A 19,174-nucleotide genomic window follows, 5' to 3' on the forward strand; every position below is an offset into this window, starting at 1 on the left:
GCTTGCGCCTTTGTCCGCTCCAGTCCTGCAACGCCGGCGATTGGCGAAATCGCCGATGACGGCCAATCTCCCCACAAGTGGGGGAGATGTCCGGCAGGACAGAGGGGGGCGCCGTAGAGCACCCACTTATCCAGAAATCTCCGCGGGGAGGAGCGCCCCATGAACATCCTCGAACGCTATCACGCCATGGATTACGGCCCGGCGCCGGAGGCCCGCAACGAGGCCGACGCCTGGTTGGCCTCGCGCGATTTCGCAAAGGCGCTGTTCATCGACGGCGCCTGGAAGGCGGCGGCGAGCGGCAAGACTTTCGACACCAGCGAGCCGTCCTCCGGCAAGCTGCTGGCCAAGGTCTCGGATGCGGGCGCCGCCGACATCGACGCGGCGGTTGCCGCGGCCGCCAAGGCGCTGCCGAAGTGGAGCGCGACTTCGGGCTACGCCAGGGCCAAGGTGCTCTATGCCATAGGCCGCGCCATGCAGCGCCATCAGCGCCTGTTCGCGGTGCTGGAATCGATCGACAACGGCAAGCCGATCCGCGAGAGCCGCGACATCGACGTGCCGCTGGCGATCCGTCACTTCATCCATCATGCCGGCTGGGCGCAGACGCTGGAGAAAGATTTTCCAGATCACAAGCCAGTCGGCGTCGTCGGCCAGGTCATCCCGTGGAATTTTCCGCTGCTGATGCTCGCCTGGAAGATCGCGCCCGCGCTCGCAGCCGGCTGCACGGTGGTGCTGAAGCCGGCCGAATTCACGCCGCTTACCGCGATCCTGTTCGCCGAGATCTGCGAGCGGGCAGGCGTGCCGAAAGGCGTCGTCAACATCGTCCAGGGCGGACCGGAAGCGGGTGCGGCGATCGTCAACCATCCCGGCGTCCAGAAGATCGCCTTCACCGGCTCTTCCGAGGTCGGCAAAATCATCCGCAAGGCAACCGCTGGATCGGGCAAGAAGCTTTCGCTGGAACTCGGCGGCAAGTCGGCCTTCGTCGTCTTCGAGGACGCCGATCTCGACAGCGCCGTCGAGGGTCTGGTCGACGGCATCTGGTTCAATCAGGGCCAGGTCTGCTGCGCCGGCTCGCGCCTGCTTGTGCAGGAAGGCGTAGCCGAGGCCTTCATCGCCAAGGTCAAGGTCAGGATGAGCCGGCTGCGCGTCGGCAGCCCGCTCGACAAGAATACCGATATCGGTCCTTTGGTCGACCGCACCCAGCTCGACCGGGTCAAGGGCCTGATCGCCGAGGGCGCCAGGCAGGGCGCGGTCTGCTGGCAGCCCGACGCCGCCTTGCCGACGACGGGCTACTATCACCTGCCGACGCTCGCGACCTCGGTTTCGCCGGCTAATATCCTGGCGCAGGAGGAGGTGTTCGGACCGGTGCTGGCGACGATGAGCTTCCGCAACACCGAGGAAGCGATCGAGCTTGCCAACAACACGCGCTACGGCCTTGCCGCTTCCGTGTGGAGCGAGAACATCAACCTCGCCTTGCATGTCGCCCCGCAATTGAAGGCCGGCGTGGTCTGGGTCAACGGCACCAACATGTTCGACGCCGCCTGCGGCTTCGGCGGCTACCGCGAAAGCGGCTTCGGCCGCGAGGGCGGCCGCGAGGGCATGTTCGAATATCTGACGGCGAAGCTTCCCATCGGCCCGGCTGTTAAGCCCGCCGCAGCCACTTCCGCGCAACCCGTCGAGCAGGCCGACGGCACGGCAATCGACCGCACGGCAAAGCTGTTTATCGGCGGCAAGCAGGTGCGTCCGGACAGTAATTATTCGCTTGGCATCGCCACCGCTAAGGGCAAGCTTGCCGGCGAGGTCGGTCTCGGCAACCGCAAGGACATCCGCGACGCGGTCGCCGCGGCGCGCGCCTGCAAGGCTTGGCCCGATGCGACTGCCTTCAACCGCAGCCAGGTGCTTTACTACTTCGCCGAGAACCTTTCCGGCCGCGCGGACGAATTCGCCGCGCGCCTCGTCCAGCTCACCGGCGTCGCTCCCAAGGCGGCGCGGGAGGAGGTCGAGCAGTCGATCGAGCGGCTGTTCCTCTATGCCGGCCTCGCCGACAAGTTCGAGGGCCGCGTCCACCAGCCGCCGGCGCGCGTCGTGACACTGGCGCTGCATGAGCCGGTTGGCGTCGTCGGCATCGTCGCGCCGGACAACCAGCCGCTGCTCGGCTTCATCTCGCTGGTGGCGCCGGCGCTTGCCATGGGCAACACCGTGGTCGCCGTTCCCTCCGAGCGGCACCCGCTTTTGGCCACCGACCTCTACCAGGTGATCGAATATTCCGACTTGCCTGCCGGCGCTATCAACATCGTCACCGGCCGGAGCGCCGAGCTCGCCGGCGTGCTGGCGAAGCACGATGATGTCGACGGGCTCTGGCTGTTCGCCGATGCCGAAACCTGCGCCAGGGCGGAGGCCGACTCCATCGGCAACCTCAAGCGCGTCTGGACCGGCAACGGCCGCAGCCTCGACTGGGCGTCGGGCGAAGCCGCCGGCGAGGCCTTCCTGCGGCGCGCCATCGAGGTCAAGAACGTCTGGGTGCCTTACGGCGACTGAAGCGCGCGACGGAAGTGATGTTCGCTTCTGTCGCTTCAGGGTGGTCGCTCGAACCGACGACGGTTCCGGGCTTGGTGGTATGGCTTGGTGGTATCGGAAGTCAGCGCCGCCCCTCATCCCCCTGCCGGGACCTTCTCCCCGTATAGTGACGGGGAGAAGGGAGCTGGCCGCAACGACGATGCCCCCTTTGCGACGTTGGTGGTTGGCGAAACCGGCGATGAGAGCGCCCCTCTCCCCGTCACTATACGGGGAGAGGATGCCGGCAGGCAGGTGAGGGGCAGCGCCGGCGCTCAAAAGGGGGCGACAAGACAGATTCGAAACCCGAAACGATGCCTGCTCCAGGCTTGACGCCTCGTTACGTGTTCTTTAACCAGAAAAAACAATTGGTCTTCGGCAGATGGCAGGTCAGGCGCCAAGCTCGCCTGGCACATTGCGCCTAGTTTGGCTGCCGGTAGAAAGCTTGCGGCACCCGGAGGGAAGAATGGCGGATCTGGCAGGCAAGGTGGTTGTGGTCACCGCGGCGGCGCAAGGCATCGGACGCGCGAGCGCGCTGGCCTTTGCCAGAGCCGGCGCCATAGTTCACGCCACCGACATCAACGAACCGCTCCTTGCCGAGCTCGCCAAGACTTCCGGCATCAAGACGCGCAAGCTCGACGTTCTGAACGATGCGGCCGTCGCGGCTGCCTTCGCCGAGATCGGCCCGGTCGATGTGCTGTTCAACTGCGCCGGCTTCGTCCATTCCGGCTCCATCCTCGAGATGAAGGACGAGGATCTCGACTTCGCGCTCGACCTCAATGTCCGCTCGATGATCCGCACGATCCGCGCCGTGCTGCCCGGCATGCTGGAGCGCGGCGACGGCTCGATCATCAACATGGCGTCGCTGGCGAGCTCGCAGAAGGGCGTGCCGAACCGCTTCGTCTATGGTTTGACCAAGGCGGCCGTAGTCGGCCTCACCAAGGCGGTCGCCGCCGACTATGTCGCAAGAGGAATCCGCTGCAACGCCATCTGTCCCGGCACGGTCGAAAGCCCGTCGCTGCAAGACCGCATGCATGCGCAGGGCGACTATGAGGCGGCGCGCGCGGCCTTCATCGCCCGCCAGCCCATGGGCAGGCTGGGCACGCCCGAGGAGATCGCCGATCTCGCCGTCTATCTGGCGGCAGCGACCTATACGTCGGGTCAGGCCTACAATATCGACGGCGGCTGGTCGATCTGACCGCCGCCGGGAAAAGATCGGCGGCGAACAGGAAGATCGCGCCCAACGCCGCGTTTATCGGCAGAGGATCGGAAAGTCTGAAAATCCTGTCCATCGGTTGCCCTGGGCGTCGTGCACGCTTGTCGGAGATCGGCTCGATGGATACGGTCCGCCGGTTTCCGCAGTGAAGCGGTCGCCTGAGCGAAGAGTTTTGCAAACGGCCTTCGGCCGCAAGTAGGAGAACGAAGATGAAGTTGCTGCGCTATGGCGAGGTGGGGAGCGAACGTCCCGGCCTGCTCGATCAGGATGGCACGATCCGCGACCTTTCGGCCTATGTCGCCGACATCGCCGGCACCGCGCTTCATCCGGCTTCGCTGGAGATGTTGTCGAAGCTCGATCCGAAATCTCTGCCGGCGGTTTCCGGCAAGCCGCGCATGGGCGCCTGCGTCGCCGGCACCGGCAAATTCATCTGCATCGGCCTCAACTATTCCGACCACGCCGCCGAGACCGGCGCCACCGTGCCGCCGGAGCCGATCATCTTCATGAAGGCAAGCTCGGCCATCGTCGGACCGGATGACGACGTGCTGATCCCGCGCGGCTCGGTCAAGACCGACTGGGAGGTCGAGCTCGGCGTCGTCATCGGCAAGACGGCGAAATATGTCAGCGAGGAAGACGCGCTCGATTATGTTGCCGGCTATTGCGTCTCGCATGACGTGTCAGAACGTGCCTTTCAGGCCGAGCGCCAGGGCCAGTGGACCAAGGGCAAGTCCTGCGACACGTTTGGCCCGATCGGCCCATGGCTGGTGACCACGGACGAGATCGCCGATCCGCAGAACCTCAAGATGTGGCTGACCGTCAACGGCAAGACCATGCAGAACGGCTCGACCAAGACCATGGTCTACGGCGTGAAGTATCTGGTCTCCTATCTCAGCCAGTTCATGTCGCTGCATCCCGGCGACATCATCTCCACCGGCACGCCGCCCGGCGTCGGCCTCGGCATGAAGCCGCCGGTGTTCCTCAAAGCGGGCGACGTCGTCGAGCTCGGCATCGAAGGCATGGGCCAGCAGAAGCAGACGTTCAGGGCGGACGAGTAGCGTAGACTTCCCTTCTCCCCTTGCGGGAGAAGGTGGCCGCGAAGCGGCCGGATGAGGGGTGTTGGAAGGATCGCGGCGCTGCAGAAGTAAGCGCCCAGGGGATCTCCCAAATCTTCGAGGTCGCACTCCGCTGGAGCACCCCTCATCCGTCTCGGCGCTGCGCGCCGATCCACCTTCTCCCACAGGGGGAGAAGGAAAGGTCTGCGCTACCTCAGCACTCTTCCATCCGCCCCAAACCGATACGTCTTCCCCGGGTCCGGCGTCGCATAAAGTGTCGAGCCTGGCTCGGCGTTGTAGACGCCGAAGATGCGCACGGTGAGCAGGCCGGCCTTCTCGCAGTCGAGATAGAGGTTGGTGTCGGCGCCGAGATGCTCGGCATGCACCACCGTGCCTTTCCAGGCGCCGGACTTCGCATCGACAGTGAGATGTTCCGGGCGCACGCCGATGGTCTTGGCCGTCTCGCCGAGCTTCGCGCCGTCGATGAAATTCATCTTCGGCGAGCCGATGAAGCCGGCGACGAATTCGTTGGCCGGCGAGTTGTAGAGCTCCATCGGGCTGCCGATCTGCTCGATGCGGCCGGCATTGAGCACGACGATCTTGTCGGCCAGCGTCATCGCCTCGACCTGGTCGTGGGTGACGTAGATCATCGTCGCCTTCAGCCGCCGGTGCAGCTGCGCGATCTCGAGCCTCGTATTGACACGCAGTGCCGCGTCGAGGTTCGACAGCGGCTCGTCGAAGAGAAAGAGCTTCGGCTCGCGCACCACGGCGCGGCCGATGGCGACGCGCTGGCGCTGACCGCCCGAGAGTTCCGCCGGGCGGCGCTCGAGATAGGGCTCGAGCGACAGCATGGCCGAAGCGATCTTGATGCGGCGCTCGATCTCGGCCGAGGGTGTGCCGGCCTGCTTCAGGCCGAGGCCCATATTGTTCTTCACCGTCAGATGCGGGTAGAGCGCGTAGGTCTGGAACACCATGGCGATGCCGCGTTTGGCCGGTGGCGTGACCGAGACGTCGTCGCCGTCGATCAGCACCCGGCCGGAGGTCGAATCCTCCAACCCGGCGATGACCCTGAGCAGCGTCGACTTCCCGCAGCCGGAAGGGCCGACGAAGACGACGAACTCGCCGTCATTGACCTCGAGGTCGATGCCCTTCAGCACCTCGACCGGCCCGAAAGCCTTCTTCACATTCTCGATGTTCAGCGAGCCCACGGCTTTGTCCTTGTTCTAGAGTTTGATCGGGGCGCCGCTGCGCACGCTCTCGTCGGCGGCAAGGCAGACGGCGAGCGACCTCACCGCGTCGTCCATGTGGCGGGTCAGGTCGATGTCCTCGCGGATGGCCTTGAGCAGGAAGGCCTGTTCGCGGTCGCAGAGCTCCTGGTGCCCCGGCTCGCCTTCCATCGACAGCAGCTCGTCTTGCTTGGCAAACTTGCCGTCCGGACCGGTCGCGGCGCTGTGCAGACGGATGGTCGAGGTCTTGGTGTGGGTGTCGATGTCATCGGACTTGATGCCCTCCTTCGTCACGATCGACACGCAGCCCTTGGGCGACATCACGTCCTTCACGAAGAACGCGGTCTCCGAGATCATCGGACCCCAGCCGGCCTCGTACCAGCCGACCGAGCCGTCCTCGAACAACACTTGCAGATGGCCGTAATTGTACATAGAGGCCGCCACCTCCTCGGTCAGCCGCGCCCCCATGCCGCGCACCTCGACCGGCTTGGCGTCGGTGATCTGCAGCATCACGTCAAGATAGTGCACGCCGCAGTCGACGATCGGCGAGGTTGTCTGCATCAGCTGCTTGTGTGTCTCCCAGGTGTGGCCGGAGGACTGCTGGTTGAGGTTCATGCGGAACACGTAGGGGCCGCCGAGCTTGCGCGCCTCGGCGATCAGCCTCACCCAGGACGGATGGTGGCGCAGGATATAGCCGATCACCAGCTTTTTGCCGTTGGCCTTGGCCGCGTCGACGACGCGCTTGGCGTCCGCCACGGTGGTCGCCAGCGGCTTCTCGACGAAGACGTGGCAACCCGCCTCTAATGCCCTCACCGCATAGTCGGCATGGCTGTCGGAATAGGTGGCAATCGCGGCGACGTCCGGCTTCTCCTCGCGCAACACGTCCTCGAAGGAGCGTCTGATGCCGTAACGCCCAAGCCCATCCGGCAGCGGCACCTCGGAACGGTTGACCAAAGCCGCGATCTCGAAGCCCGGATTGGTGTGATAGGCGAGCGCATGGCTGCGGCCCATATTGCCGAGACCGGCGACGACAACGCGAAGGGGTTTTTCTGAACTCACTTGACGGCTCCGGAAGTAATGCCGCGGATCAGCTGCCGCGAGAAGATGACGTAGAGGATGAGCACCGGCAGGATCGCCAGCGACAGCGCTGCCAGGATCGCGTTCCAGTTGGTGACGAACTGCCCGAGGAAGAGCTGCGCGCCGAGCGTCACCGTTTTGGTCTGTTCCGACGGCGCCAGGATCAGCGGGAACCACAGATCGTTCCAGATCGGGATCATGGTGAAGACGGCGACCGTCGCCATCGACGGCCTGACCAGCGGCAGCACCAAGCGGAAGAAGATCGTGTATTCCGACAGCCCGTCGATGCGCCCCGCATTCTTCAGGTCGTCGGACACCTGCTTCATGAATTCCGACAGGATGAAGATGGCTAAAGGCAGGCCCTGCGCGGTGTAGACCAGGATCAGCGCCGTCAGCGTGTTGACCAGCCCGGTCGCCACCATCAGCTGCAGGATGGCGACGGTGCCGAGGCGGATCGGGATCATGATGCCGAGCGCGAGATAGAGCCCCAGCATGGTATTACCGCGGAAGCGGTACTCCGACAGCGCGAAGCCGGCCATGGCGCCGAATAAAAGCACGAAGAACAGCGAGGCGACGGTGACGACGAGGCTGTTCTGGAAATAGTGGAAAAAATCACCCTGGCCGAAGACGGTTGCGTAGCCGATCAGGTCGAAGGTCTTCGGCGTCGGCGGCGTCAGCGGCGCGCCGAAGATGCCCGCGCGCGACTTGAATGAATTCACCACCACCAGGATCACCGGGAACAGCGCGATCACTGTGTAGGTCAAAAGCACGGCATGGGCGCCGATGGTGCGGGGTAAGGAACGGGTGGCTGTGCTCATGGCGCCCTCAGAACTGGTAGCGACGCAGGCGCGTCTGGACGAGGAACAGGTAGACGCAGACGCCGGCAAGGATGATCAGGAACATCATCGTGGCGATCGCCGCGCCCATGTTCGGGTCGCCGACCTGCAACTGGAAGCCGAAGAAGGCGCGGTAGAGGAAGGTGCCGAGGATGTCGGTCGAATAGTTCGGACCGGCGAGCGCGCCTTGCGCGGTGTAGATCAGATCGAAGGCGTTGAAGTTGCCGACGAAGGTCAGGATCGAGATGATGCCGATCGACGGCAGGATCAGCGGCAGCTTGATTTTCCAGAATTGCGCCATACCGGTGACGCCGTCGCATTCGGCGGCCTCGATCACCTCGTCCGGGATCGACAGCAGCGCAGCATAGATCAGCATCATCGGGATGCCGACGAACTGCCAGACCGAGACCAGGCTGAGCGCGGTCAGTGCATATTGCTCCTTGCCGAGCCACGGTGTGAACAGGCTCTTCAGCCCGACGAAGTCGAGCAGGTGCGGCGCCACGCCCCAGATCGGCGACAGGATCAGCTTCCACGCGAAGCCGACGATGACGAAGGACAGGATGGTCGGCACGAAGATCGCCGTGCGGTAGAAGGCGGCGAAGCGGAGCCTCGGGCTGGACAGAAGTGCCGCGAGCAGGACGCCGATCGGGTTCTGCACCAGCATGTGGATGATGAAGAACCAGACGTTGTTCCTGAGTGCGTTCCAGAAATTCACCGACCAGTTGGGGTCGCCGAACAGCGTGCGGAAATTGCCGAGCCCGACGAACACCTGGGACTGCTCGATGTTGCGGAACAATGAGAGTTGGAGGGTGCCGAACAGCGGCAGGATCATGATTGCCGTGTAGACGAGTACCGCCGGCGCCAGGAAGACGCCGATATGCCAGCGGATCGGTTTCTTGGGTCGTGTTTGTGCGGCCATGAGTTCGGTCCCCGCCGTCTCTCGGTTCCAGGTCGATGAACGCTTAGCTGATGCCTCGATGCACGGCCTGACTGTCCCCATAATGCGAAGGACAAGGCCAGCGACAGTGCGGCTTCGTCTTCCCCGCAAGGGTGAGGGTAAGACCGAGAGGCGGCGCCGACAATCGCTATCTAGGAACTGTCCGAATGCCGGCCGGGCAGGCGCCCGGCCGGTTCGATAGCGAAGATTACTTCGTCGGCTTGTACCAGCTGTCGAGGCCGTCCTGCAGCTTCTTGGCCGCCGCTTCCGGCGTGTCGGTTCCGTTGATCACGTTGGCCGATTCAACCCAGGTCTCGTTCTCGAGGTTCGGTGTGCCGCGCGACAGGATCTGGTAGGTCGAGCGGATCGTCGACTTGCACTTGCCGCGCCAGGAGACGAATTCCTGCGCCAGCGGGTCTTCCATCTTCACCGGCGTGCTGTTCAGGCTGAAAAAGCCCGGCAGCGCGTTGGCGTAGATGGTGGCGAAGTCCGGCGAGGCGACCCAGGCCAGGAACTTCTTCGCCTCTTCCGGATGCTTCGAGGCCGCGTTCAGGCCCATGCCGATATCGGTGTGGTCGGAGATGTAGCAGGTGTCGCCGGCCTTCTGCACCGGCGGCGGGAAGGCGCCCATCTTGAACTGCGCCTGCGTGTTGAACAGGCCGATCTCCCACGAGCCGGCCGGATAGATGGCGGCGCGGCCGAGCGTGAACAGGTTCTGGCTGTCCGGATAGGTCTGCGCCTCGAAGCCGTCGCCGAGATAGGGCTTCCACTTGGCCAGTTCCTTGTAAGGCTCGACCCACTGCGGATCGGTCAGCTTCTGTTCGCCCTTGATCAGCGCCTGACGGCCTTCCTCGCCCTTCCAGTAGTTCGGGCCGATATTCTGGTAGCCCATGGTCGCGGCTTCCCAGAGGTCCTTGGTGCCCATCGCCATCGGGATGTAGGTTCCGTCGGCCTTGATCTTGTCGAGCACGGCGTAGAACTCGTCGACCGTGGTCGGCACCTTGAGGCCGAGCTTGTCGAAGGCGTCCTTGTTGTAGATGAAGCCGTGGATGACCGAAGCCATCGGCACGCAGAAGCTCGACTTGCCGTCGTCGGTCTGCCAGGCCGCCTTGGCGACCGGCGAGAAGTTCTCCATGCCGGGCAGCGAAGTGAGGTCGGCGAGGTTGCCCTTCTTGAACAGCTCGAGCGACTTGTCGAACGGCCGGCAGGTGATCAGGTCGCCAGCCGAGCCGGCGGTGAGCTTGGCGCCGAGCGCAGCGTCATACTCGGTCGGCGCCGACGGCGCGAACACCACCTTGATGCCGGGGTTCTTGGCCTCGAAGGCCGGGATCAACTTGTCCTTCCAGATGGTCAGGTCGTCGCCGCGCCAGCTCTCGATGTTGAGTGTGACATCCTCGGCGAGCGCCATCCCGGTGGTGCCGAGAATGCTCGTGCCGAGCAGCAGTGCCGTCAGTAGTTTGGTCGTCATGTTCAGTCTCCCTGTTGACCTTTTTCAGGTTCGGTTCTGATGAGAACAGCGGCTAGCGCCCTTTGCTCCCCTCGATCGCGGAAAGCGCCGGCCTTAGCTTCTGGCCGGCTCCTTCCAGTATCTTCTCGGCCGCGTCGGCGTTGGCAGCGCCTGCGGCGAGCAGAATGGCAGTCTTGACGCCGCCGCCGCTCTCTTCGAGCAGGCGCGCTGCATCGTCGCGGCTGCGCCCGCTGATGGCGGCGACCATCCGGATGGCACGCTCGCGCAGCTTGATGTTGTCGGCGGTGAGATTGACCATGTAGCCATCATGCACATGGCCGAGATGGATGGCCGCGAGCGTCGACAGCATGTTGAGCGCGATCTTCTGCGCCGTGCCGGCGCCCATGCGCGTCGAGCCGGCGATCAACTCCGGCGGCGTCTCGAGCAGGATGGCGACGTCGGCCTCGCTGAACAGCGGCGCGCCCTTGTTGTTGGCGATAGCGATCGTTGCCGCGCCGCGCCGCCGCGCATCGCCAATAGCCTGGACGGCGTAAGGCGTCGAACCGCTGGCGGAGACGGCGATCAGACAATCGCCCTTGCCGATTTTGGCCTTCGCCACGGCTGCGGCGGCTTCCTCGGTATCATCTTCCGGCCCGCCAGCAAGCGTATGGAAGGCCTCGTCGCCGCCGGCGATCAGGATGGCGATGCGGTCACGCGCGATGCCGAATGTGCCGGGCAGCTCCAGCGCATCGGCGACGGCCATCAGGCCGGAGCTGCCGGCTGCTGCATAGGCGAGCCTGCCGCCGGCCTTCAATCGTCTTGCGATCAATTCGGCGGCTTCGGCGATCGCCGGAATGGCGCCGTGAACGGCCTTTGCGGCCTCGATCTGGGCGTTGGCCAGGAACGTGAGGATGGCTTCCGGGGTCTGGACATCCAGCCCCTCGGCGTTCTGATGAAGCGCTTCCGTGCGCGTCTCGGCCATCCGCTTTCCTCCAACTGAGCGAACAATACCAAAAAAATACCACTTGTCCACATCCATTAACGGATTTCGCGACCTGGAATTGCCTTGCCGGCGAATTATCTTGTTTTTTCAATAAAATGCGCCTTAATCTTTTTTGAACCCAAATTAACGCTTGGCTATTGGTATTTTATTGGTATTATCCGCCGCGAGGAGAAATCGCGTGAAATTCGTGCTTGGCATCGATGGCGGCGGCACCAGCTGCAGGGCGGCCCTTGCGACCGTCGACGGCAACGTCGTTGGGCGCGCCAAAAGCGGCGCGGCCAATATCCGCACCGACCTCACCGGCGCGCGCGCCAACATCGTCGATGCGGCAAGGCAGGCTTTTCTCGCCGCCGGCCAGGATCCGGAGCTGATCCCCGAGACGCCTGCCATTCTCGGCCTAGCCGGCGCCAATGTCGGCACCTACAGGCAGCAGTTGGAAGCGATCCTGCCCTTCAGCAAGAGCCGCGTCGAAACCGATGCCGAGATCGCGCTCGAAGGCGCTGTCGGGTCCGGCGACGGCGCCATGGCCATCCTCGGCACCGGCACCGCCTATATGGCGCGCAAGAACGGCAAGTCGCGCACCATCGGCGGCTGGGGCTTCCAGGTCGGCGATCAGGGCAGCGGCGCCCGCATCGGCCGCGACCTGCTCGAGCAGACGCTGCTTGCCTATGACGGCATCCGCCCAGGTTCGCCGCTGACGGAAGCGATGCTCGCCGTGTTCCGCAACAATCCCGAGGATGTGGTCGAGTTCACCACCAATGCCAAGCCCGGCGACTTCGGCGGTTTCGCGCCCAAGGTCTTCGAGCATGCAGCCAAGGGCGATCTCGTCGCCAACTTTATCCTCGACAAGGCGGTTGCGGACGTCGAGGCCTCGCTTGACGCGCTCGATCTCGCCGACGACGCTCCGCTCTGCCTGCTCGGCGGCCTGGCGCCGCTTTATACGCCTCGCCTGTCCGCGCGCTATCAGGCGCTGCTGAAGGCCCCGCTCGACGACGCGCTCGGCGGCGCGGTGCAGATGGCCGTGCGCATCTTTGCCGGCAAATCGGGGGCTGGCCGATGAGCGCCGCCGACCGGATCTTCGCCATGCTGCCGGAGGCGCCGCGATGAGCGCCGCCGACCGGATCTTCGCTATGCTGCCGGAGGCGCTGCGATGAGCGCCGCCGACCGGATCTTCGCCATGCTGCCGGAGGCGCCGCGATGAGCGCCGCCGACCAGATCTTCGCCATGCTGAAAGAATCCTCGCAGAGCGGCGCGCCGCTCTATTTGCAGCTCAGGAAAAGCATCGAGGAAGCAGTCAATCGCGGCCTGATCGGTCCGGGCGACGCGCTGCCCTCCGAGCGCGACATCGCCAGCAAGGCCGACATCTCGCGCGTCACCGTGCGCAAGGCGGTGCAGGATCTGGTCAAGGGCGGCATCCTCGTCCAGCGTCACGGCTCCGGCACCTTCGTCGCGCCGCGCATGGAGCGCGTCGAGCAGTCGCTGTCGAGGCTCACCTCCTTCACCGAGGACATGGCGCGCCGCGGCATGGTCGTGCGCTCGGCCTGGCTCGACCGCGGCCTCTATGCGCCCTCGCCGGACGAGATGATGGTGCTCGGTCTGTCGTCGAACGAGCTGGTGGCGCGTGTGGCCCGCCTGCGCATCGCCAACGACACGCCGCTGGCCATCGAGCGCGCCGCGCTCTCGGCCAGTGTCCTTCCCGATCCCGAGGCGATAGGCTCCTCGCTCTACGCGGCGCTGGAACTGACCGGCAACCGCCCTGTGCGGGCGGTGCAGCGCATCTCTGCCGCCAATCTCGGCGACGCCGACGCGCGCCTGCTCGAAGTGCCGCCGGGGGTTGCCGGCCTGCACATCGAACGTATTTCCTATCTGGCGAGCGGCAAGGTGATCGAATTTACCCGCTCGATCTATCGAGGCGACGCCTATGACTTCGTCGCGGAACTCCGGCTGACCGGGCCGGGAGAGGAGATCCGGCCATGAGGGCGACTACCACTCACATGCGGCGCGAGATCGAAGAGATCCCGGCGGCCACCGCCCGCCTGCTGGATGGCTCGGCCAAGGCGCTGGCCGAGGCCGGCCGCGGCCTTCGCGAGCGCGATCCGAATTTCGTCGTCACCGTGGCGCGCGGCTCGTCCGACCATGCGGCCACGTTCACGAAATATGCCGTGGAGCTGACGGCCGGCCTCGCAGTTGCCTCGGTCGGCCCGTCGATCGCTTCCATTTACGGCGCGAAGCTCAGACTCCGCGGCTCGGCTTGTCTGGCGATCTCGCAGTCGGGCAAAAGCCCCGACATCGTCGCCATGGCCGAAACGGCGAGGGTGGGCGGCGCGCTGACAGTCGCCATCACCAACACGGCCGACTCGCCGCTGGCGCGCGCCTCGGACTACGCCATCGACATTCTCGCCGGGCCGGAGCGCAGTGTCGCGGCCACCAAGACCTTCGTCAATTCGGCCGTTGCTGCCCTGGCGCTGATGGCGCACAGCACTGGCGACCAGGCGCTGCTTTCAGCGCTCGCCCGCCTGCCCGAACATTTCGAGAAGGCGATCGCTTGCGACTGGATGGCGCTGGCAGCGGCGCTCGAGACGCCGCAGTCGCTGTTCATCCTCGGCCGCGGCCCGTCCTTCGCGATCGCCAGCGAGGCGGCGCTGAAGTTCAAGGAGACCTGCGCCATGCATGCCGAGGCCTACAGCGCCGCCGAGGTGATGCATGGGCCGCTGGCGCTGGTCGGACCGGGCTTCCCGGTCCTGGCGCTCGCCGCCCGCGACGCGTCGGAGCCTTCCGTGGCCGAGGCCGCCGACAGCGTGGCAGCCAAGGGCGCGGCCGCTTTCGTTACTTCCGACAAGGCCAAGAGCGCGAGGCCTCTGCCGCATGTCGCGACCGGCCATCCGCTGACCGACCCGCTGGCGCTGATCGTGTCCTTCTACGGCTTCGTCGAGGCCTTCGCGCGCCATCGCGGCCTCGACCCGGATGCGCCGCGTAACTTGCGCAAGGTGACGGAAACCGTATGAGCGACCGTTTCGCCCTCACTGGCGCCCGCATCTTCGATGGCGCCGACTGGCATGACGATGCGGCGCTCGTCGTCAAGGACGGCATGGTCGAGGCCATTCTGCCCACTGGCGCCATTCCGTCCGGCGTGTCCTTGGTCGAGACCGGCGGCGGCCTGCTGGCTCCCGGCTTCGTCGACATCCAGGTCAATGGCGGCGGCGGCGTCATGCTCAACGACCATCCCGATGTCGCCTCGATCGAGACCATCTGCCGGGCGCATGCGCCGTTCGGCACCACGGCGCTGCTGCCGACGCTGATCACCGACACGCCGGCGATCACCGCCGCGGCCGTCGCCGCCGGCGCCGAGGCTGCGCGGAAAGTGCCGGGTTTCCTCGGCCTGCACCTCGAAGGCCCACATCTGTCCATAGCGCGCAAGGGTGCGCATGATCCAGCCCTCATCCGGCCGATGACGGACGCCGACCAGGCGGCGCTGATCGCCGCGCGCCGGGACCTGCCGGTGCTGCTCACCACGATCGCGCCGGAATCGGTTGAGCCGGCCCGCGTCACGGCGCTCGCCGGGGCTGGCATCATCGTCAGCCTCGGCCATTCCGACACCGACTATGCCACGGCAACGGCCTTCGCCGAAGCCGGGGCAACGGTCGTCACCCACCTCTTCAACGCGATGAGCCAGATCGGCAATCGCGAGCCCGGACTGGCCGGAGCGGCCATCGACACAGGCGGTCTCTACGCCGGCATCATCGCCGACGGCATCCATGTCCACCCGGGCACGATGACGCTAGCGCTCAATGCCAAAAAGGGGCCGGGCAAGATCCTTTTGGTCACCGATGCCATGGCGACGATCGGCACCGACATGACCTCCTTCACCCTCAACGGCCGCACCATCTACCGCAAGGACGGGAGTCTCAGGCTCGCCGACGGCACGCTGGCCGGCGCCGACCTCGACATGATCTCGGCCGTGCGCTTCGTCCATCGCGTCGTCGGGCTCGATCTCGACGAGGCCCTGCGCATGGCCTCGCTCTATCCCGCCGAGGCGGTCGGCCAAGCGCACCGCCTCGGCCGCTTCGCAAACGGCACGGCGGCAGACATCGTCGGCCTGTCGGATGATCTGGACGTCAAGAATGTCTGGATCGGCGGCGAGAGGGCGTTTGCCGCCAAGGCCTCTCTTTGAAGCGCTGGCGGGACAGCGCCCCCCTCTGTCCTGCCGGACATCTCCCCCACAAGGGGGGAGATTGGCAGTTTCAGCGCCCCCGCTCAATCCCGCGACGTTGACGATTGGCGAAAGCCGCGGTGACGTCCGATCTCCCTCCAAGTGGGGGAGATGTCCGGCAGGACTGAGGGGGGCGCGAAGGATCACGACCGATGTCACCTTACGCCGCCGCGTTCCTCAACAATGTCACAGCATGGGTCCTGCGATGTGCGCCGACCCTGCCATTATACTGTTAGCCGGCTTTGCTCGTCGCATAGATATCCTTGTACGCCTCGCGCAAGACGTTCTTCTGCACCTTGCCCATCGTGTTGCGCGGCAACTCGTCGACGAAGATCACCTGCTTCGGATGCTTGTATTTCGCCAGCCGCCCGGCGATGGCGGCGGCGATATCGGCGGCGCTGATCGCCGATCCCGGTTTGCGTACCACTACCGCCGTGACCCCTTCGCCGAAGTCCGGATGGGCGACGCCGATCACGGCGCTTTCGCTGACTCCGGCAAGCGCGTCGATCTCGCTCTCGATCTCCTTCGGGTACACGTTGTAGCCGCCCGAGATGATCAGGTCCTTGCCGCGGCCGACGATGTGGACATAGCCGTCGGCATCGATCAGCCCGAGATCGCCGGTGATGAAGAAGCCGTCGCCGCGGAACTCGGCCTTGGTCTTCTCCGGCATCCGCCAATAGCCGGCAAAGACGTTCGGTCCCTTCACCTCGATCATGCCGATCTCGCCCTGGGTAAGCGGCGCAGCTGTCTCAGGATCGGCGATGCGCAGCGAGACACCCGGCAGGGGAAAGCCGACCGTGCCGGCGCGTCGCTCGCTGTCATAGGGGTTGGACGTGTTCATGTTGGTTTCGGTCATGCCGTAGCGTTCGAGGATGGCGTGGCCGGTGCGCTCTCGCCAGGCATTGTGCGTCTCGGCAAGCAGCGGCGCCGAGCCCGAGATGAACAGCCGCATGTGCCTCGCCGCATCTCTCGTCAGCCCGTCCTGCTGCAGGAGACGCACATAGAAAGTCGGCACGCCCATCAGCGCGGTCGCTCGAGGCAAAAGCGAAATGACACGGCCCGGGTCGAACTTCCGTTCGAACAGCATCTTGGCGCCGGCCATCAGGATGACGTTGGTGGCGACGAACAGGCCATGCGTGTGGAAGATCGGCAGCGCGTGGATCAGCACGTCGTCGGCGTCGAAGCGCCAGTGCTCCACCAGCACGCGCGCGTTCGAGGCGAGGTTCTCGTGGCTGAGCATGGCGCCCTTCGAGCGGCCCGTCGTGCCGGAGGTGTAAAGGATGGCGGCAAGATCGTCCGGACCGCGCGCCACATCCGCGAAATCCGTCGGCTGCCGCGCGGCGCCATCGGCGAGCGTGCCGCGCCCGTCGCGGCCAAGCGTCAGCGTTGCGGCTCCCGCCGACGCGGTAAGCGCCCCGATATCCGACGCTTTCTCGGGATCGCAGACGACCAGCCGCGGTTCCGCGTCGCGGAAGAAATAGTCGAGCTCCGGCAGCGTGTAGGCGGTGTTGAGCGGCAGGAAGACGGCACCGGTGCGTAAGGACGCGAGATAGAGGAGCAAGGCTTCCGGCGTCTTCTCCACCTGCACGGCGATCCGGTCGCCAGGCTGGACGCCCGCCTGCACCAGCGCGTGCGCCAATTGCGCGGATCGTGCCAGCATGTCGCCATAGGCGATCGAACGCCCGTCGTCCGTCTCCATCAGCAGGCGACCGGGTGCCGGCATGCGGGTGCGGAAAGCGTCGAACAGATGATTGGCCATGTCGTCCTCTGGCGTCGAATGCCCGCCAGAGCGAATATCAGATTTGCCGGCCAGAGCAATTCCAGGGAGAGCGTATGGCGGCCGCCCGCACGGGCAGCTATCTGCGGCCGCGCGAGGCCTTGGCCGACCCGGCTCTCGGCTCGTAGCCCTGGTTGAAGCGGGCCATGCACATCTCCGCCGTCAGCCGGTAGTGGCGGAGCAAGGCCTCGACCGCGCCGTCGGCATCGCCGTCCAGCGTCCGCTCCGCAATCGTGCGGTGTTCGCCAAGGTCGTCGCGTTCGGAGCCCGGGCCGCGCTGCGAGATCAGCCGGTAGCGGGAGGCCTGGTCGGAAAGCTGATCGCAAAAGCCGATCAGCCAATGCGACCGGCATGCCGAAATCAGCGCGCGATGGAAGGCGCGGTGCAGCGTCTCCCATTCCGGATTGTTGGTTGCCGGATCGTCGGGCTGGCGCCGCTCGGCGCGCGCCAGGCGATGCAGGGCCAATACCAGCTGCTCTTCCCATTCGGCCGTGCGATGGGCGATGGATTCGCGCAAGGCGCGTTCTTCCAGCCAGCAGCGGGTGCGGGTGAGTTCCTCCAGCTCGGCCGCGCTCACCGGCATCAGGAAGAAGCCGCGCTGGTCATGGCGGCCAAGCAAGCCTTCGGCGGCAAGGCGGTTGAGCGCCTCGCGCACCGGCGAGGCACCGGCGCCATAGCGGGAAACGACCCATTCGACGCGCAGCTTGCCCTCGGCCTCCAGGGCTCCGCGCAGCAGGTCCTCGCGGAGTTGACGATACACCGAGCTGGCCAGCGTGCTCTTGGCCCCCTTGCCTTCGCCCGTATCGGCGTTTGGGTATGTCAATCGAACTCCCATTGCTTGCCCCTGTTTTGTCAGGGCCCTCGGCGAAGCAATCTCCGTACATGTATCATACAGCCGGGCACTGCCGTCTAAAAGCGGAGGGTGGCGATATTCGACTTTAAGACAAGACGGGGTCTATTATCGAATAAAGTAAAAATCAGTCGGAAAAAGCTGACGTTGTTGGGGGGCTCGATATAACTTGTGTATTGAACAGGCGTTCAGCAGCGCGGCGGCTTTTGCTGGCAATAAGCCCTCGATATCTTCAATTGGCGGCTTTGTCGGCTGCTGAACGGATTGCCTCGATATTTGCCCGATAGGCTTCGACCGTGCCGCCTTTGAAGATCGCCGCCCCCGCCACCAGCACGTCGGCGCCGGCGGCCGTCACCAGCGGTGCTGTCTCCGGCGAGACGCCGCCGTCGATCTCGATGCGGATCGGGCGGTTGCCGATCAGCGCCTTCACCCGTCTTACCTTGTCGACGATCGCCGGGATGAACGCCTGCCCGCCGAAGCCGGGATTGACGGTCATGATCAGGATGAGGTCGAGCCGGTCGAGCACATATTCGATCGCCGTTTCCGGGGTCGCCGGGTTGAGCGAGACGCCGGCCTTCTTGCCGAGGCCTTTTATTGTCTGCAGCGAGCGGTCGAGATGCGGGCCGGCCTCGGCGTGCACGGTCATGCCGTCGCAGCCGGCCTCGGCGAAGGCGGCCAGGTAGGGGTCGGCCGGCGCAATCATCAAATGGCAGTCGAAAAAGGCCTTCGTGCGATTGCGGATCGCCTTGATCACCGGTGGGCCGAAGGTGATGTTGGGCACGAAGTGACCGTCCATGACATCGAGATGGATCCAGTCGGCCCCTGCCGCCGCGACCGCCTCGACCTCATCGCCGAGCTTGGAGAAATCCGATGCCAGCACCGATGGCGCGATCAGGGTCTTCTTGCTCATGAAAGGCCTCTCCCGGATCGACGTCGGCGCGCTGGGTTGCGCGCCTTCCTTGCGCGTCTGCCTAGACCATCGTCTGGTCAAGG

General features: G+C 65.2%; 16 protein-coding genes. 7 read left to right on the forward strand and 9 right to left on the reverse strand.

What is annotated here, in order from left to right; translation table 11 throughout:
- Positions 1 to 159 precede the first annotated feature (159 nt).
- The 3 genes from P9236_RS13235 (at position 160) to P9236_RS13245 (ending at position 4,821) form a co-directional block, all read left to right on the forward strand.
- Positions 160 to 2,535, forward strand: a complete 2,376-nt coding sequence (locus P9236_RS13235) for an aldehyde dehydrogenase family protein (RefSeq protein WP_278075070.1) — start codon at positions 160 to 162, stop codon at positions 2,533 to 2,535.
- A gap of 481 nt (positions 2,536 to 3,016) precedes the next feature.
- Entirely contained in the window at positions 3,017 to 3,748 is a 732-nt protein-coding gene (locus P9236_RS13240; protein WP_278075071.1) for an SDR family oxidoreductase, read from the forward strand.
- A 227-nt stretch (positions 3,749 to 3,975) separates the two neighbouring features.
- Complete coding sequence (locus tag P9236_RS13245) at positions 3,976 to 4,821, forward strand: fumarylacetoacetate hydrolase family protein (protein ID WP_278075072.1); 846 nt, start codon at positions 3,976 to 3,978, stop codon at positions 4,819 to 4,821.
- A 206-nt stretch (positions 4,822 to 5,027) separates the two neighbouring features.
- On the opposite strand, the gene P9236_RS13250 is transcribed toward P9236_RS13245, so the two are convergent.
- The 6 genes from P9236_RS13250 to P9236_RS13275 form a co-directional block, all read right to left on the reverse strand.
- Positions 5,028 to 6,026, reverse strand: coding sequence for an ABC transporter ATP-binding protein (locus P9236_RS13250; RefSeq protein WP_278075073.1), 999 nt, complete (start codon positions 6,024 to 6,026; stop codon positions 5,028 to 5,030).
- A 15-nt stretch (positions 6,027 to 6,041) separates the two neighbouring features.
- On the reverse strand, positions 6,042 to 7,103 hold the full coding sequence (locus P9236_RS13255) for a Gfo/Idh/MocA family oxidoreductase (protein ID WP_278075074.1): 1,062 nt from the start codon (positions 7,101 to 7,103) through the stop codon (positions 6,042 to 6,044).
- Positions 7,100 to 7,939 (reverse strand): carbohydrate ABC transporter permease, encoded by an 840-nt coding sequence (locus P9236_RS13260; protein WP_278075075.1) that lies wholly within the window; start codon positions 7,937 to 7,939, stop codon positions 7,100 to 7,102. The genes P9236_RS13255 and P9236_RS13260 overlap by 4 nt, the downstream gene beginning before the upstream one ends.
- Positions 7,940 to 7,946: 7 nt before the next feature.
- The gene (locus P9236_RS13265) at positions 7,947 to 8,876 is read right to left on the reverse strand and encodes a sugar ABC transporter permease (RefSeq protein ID WP_278075076.1); all 930 of its coding nucleotides are present in this window, start codon (positions 8,874 to 8,876) and stop codon (positions 7,947 to 7,949) included.
- Between the two features lie 226 nt (positions 8,877 to 9,102).
- Positions 9,103 to 10,362 (reverse strand): ABC transporter substrate-binding protein, encoded by a 1,260-nt coding sequence (locus P9236_RS13270; protein WP_278075077.1) that lies wholly within the window; start codon positions 10,360 to 10,362, stop codon positions 9,103 to 9,105.
- Between the two features lie 52 nt (positions 10,363 to 10,414).
- A complete protein-coding gene (locus P9236_RS13275; RefSeq protein WP_278075078.1) occupies positions 10,415 to 11,323 on the reverse strand; it encodes an N-acetylmuramic acid 6-phosphate etherase in 909 nt (302 codons plus the stop codon).
- 199 nt (positions 11,324 to 11,522) lie between these two features.
- Between P9236_RS13275 and P9236_RS13280 the strand changes: the two genes are divergently transcribed.
- The 4 genes from P9236_RS13280 to nagA all read left to right on the forward strand — a co-directional run bounded on the left by P9236_RS13280 (position 11,523) and on the right by nagA (position 15,515).
- Complete coding sequence (locus P9236_RS13280) at positions 11,523 to 12,404, forward strand: N-acetylglucosamine kinase (protein WP_278075079.1); 882 nt, start codon at positions 11,523 to 11,525, stop codon at positions 12,402 to 12,404.
- A gap of 137 nt (positions 12,405 to 12,541) precedes the next feature.
- The gene (locus P9236_RS13285) at positions 12,542 to 13,321 is read left to right on the forward strand and encodes a GntR family transcriptional regulator (protein ID WP_278075080.1); all 780 of its coding nucleotides are present in this window, start codon (positions 12,542 to 12,544) and stop codon (positions 13,319 to 13,321) included.
- Positions 13,318 to 14,349, forward strand: a complete 1,032-nt coding sequence (locus tag P9236_RS13290) for an SIS domain-containing protein (RefSeq protein ID WP_278075081.1) — start codon at positions 13,318 to 13,320, stop codon at positions 14,347 to 14,349. The genes P9236_RS13285 and P9236_RS13290 overlap by 4 nt, the downstream gene beginning before the upstream one ends.
- Entirely contained in the window at positions 14,346 to 15,515 is a 1,170-nt protein-coding gene (gene nagA, locus P9236_RS13295) for an N-acetylglucosamine-6-phosphate deacetylase (RefSeq protein WP_278075082.1), read from the forward strand. Before P9236_RS13290 ends, nagA begins: the two co-directional genes overlap by 4 nt.
- Before the next feature lie 271 nt (positions 15,516 to 15,786).
- On the opposite strand, the gene P9236_RS13300 is transcribed toward nagA, so the two are convergent.
- The 3 genes from P9236_RS13300 to rpe form a co-directional block, all read right to left on the reverse strand.
- The gene (locus tag P9236_RS13300) at positions 15,787 to 17,313 is read right to left on the reverse strand and encodes a malonyl-CoA synthase (protein ID WP_278075083.1); all 1,527 of its coding nucleotides are present in this window, start codon (positions 17,311 to 17,313) and stop codon (positions 15,787 to 15,789) included.
- Positions 17,314 to 17,410: 97 nt separating this feature from the next.
- Complete coding sequence (locus P9236_RS13305) at positions 17,411 to 18,154, reverse strand: GntR family transcriptional regulator (protein WP_278075084.1); 744 nt, start codon at positions 18,152 to 18,154, stop codon at positions 17,411 to 17,413.
- A gap of 259 nt (positions 18,155 to 18,413) precedes the next feature.
- Positions 18,414 to 19,091, reverse strand: coding sequence for a ribulose-phosphate 3-epimerase (gene rpe, locus P9236_RS13310; RefSeq protein WP_278075085.1), 678 nt, complete (start codon positions 19,089 to 19,091; stop codon positions 18,414 to 18,416).
- Between the last annotated feature and the right edge of the window lie 83 nt (positions 19,092 to 19,174).

It is taken from the genome of Mesorhizobium sp. WSM4884, assembly GCF_029625675.1.
GTDB lineage: Bacteria > Pseudomonadota > Alphaproteobacteria > Rhizobiales > Rhizobiaceae > Mesorhizobium.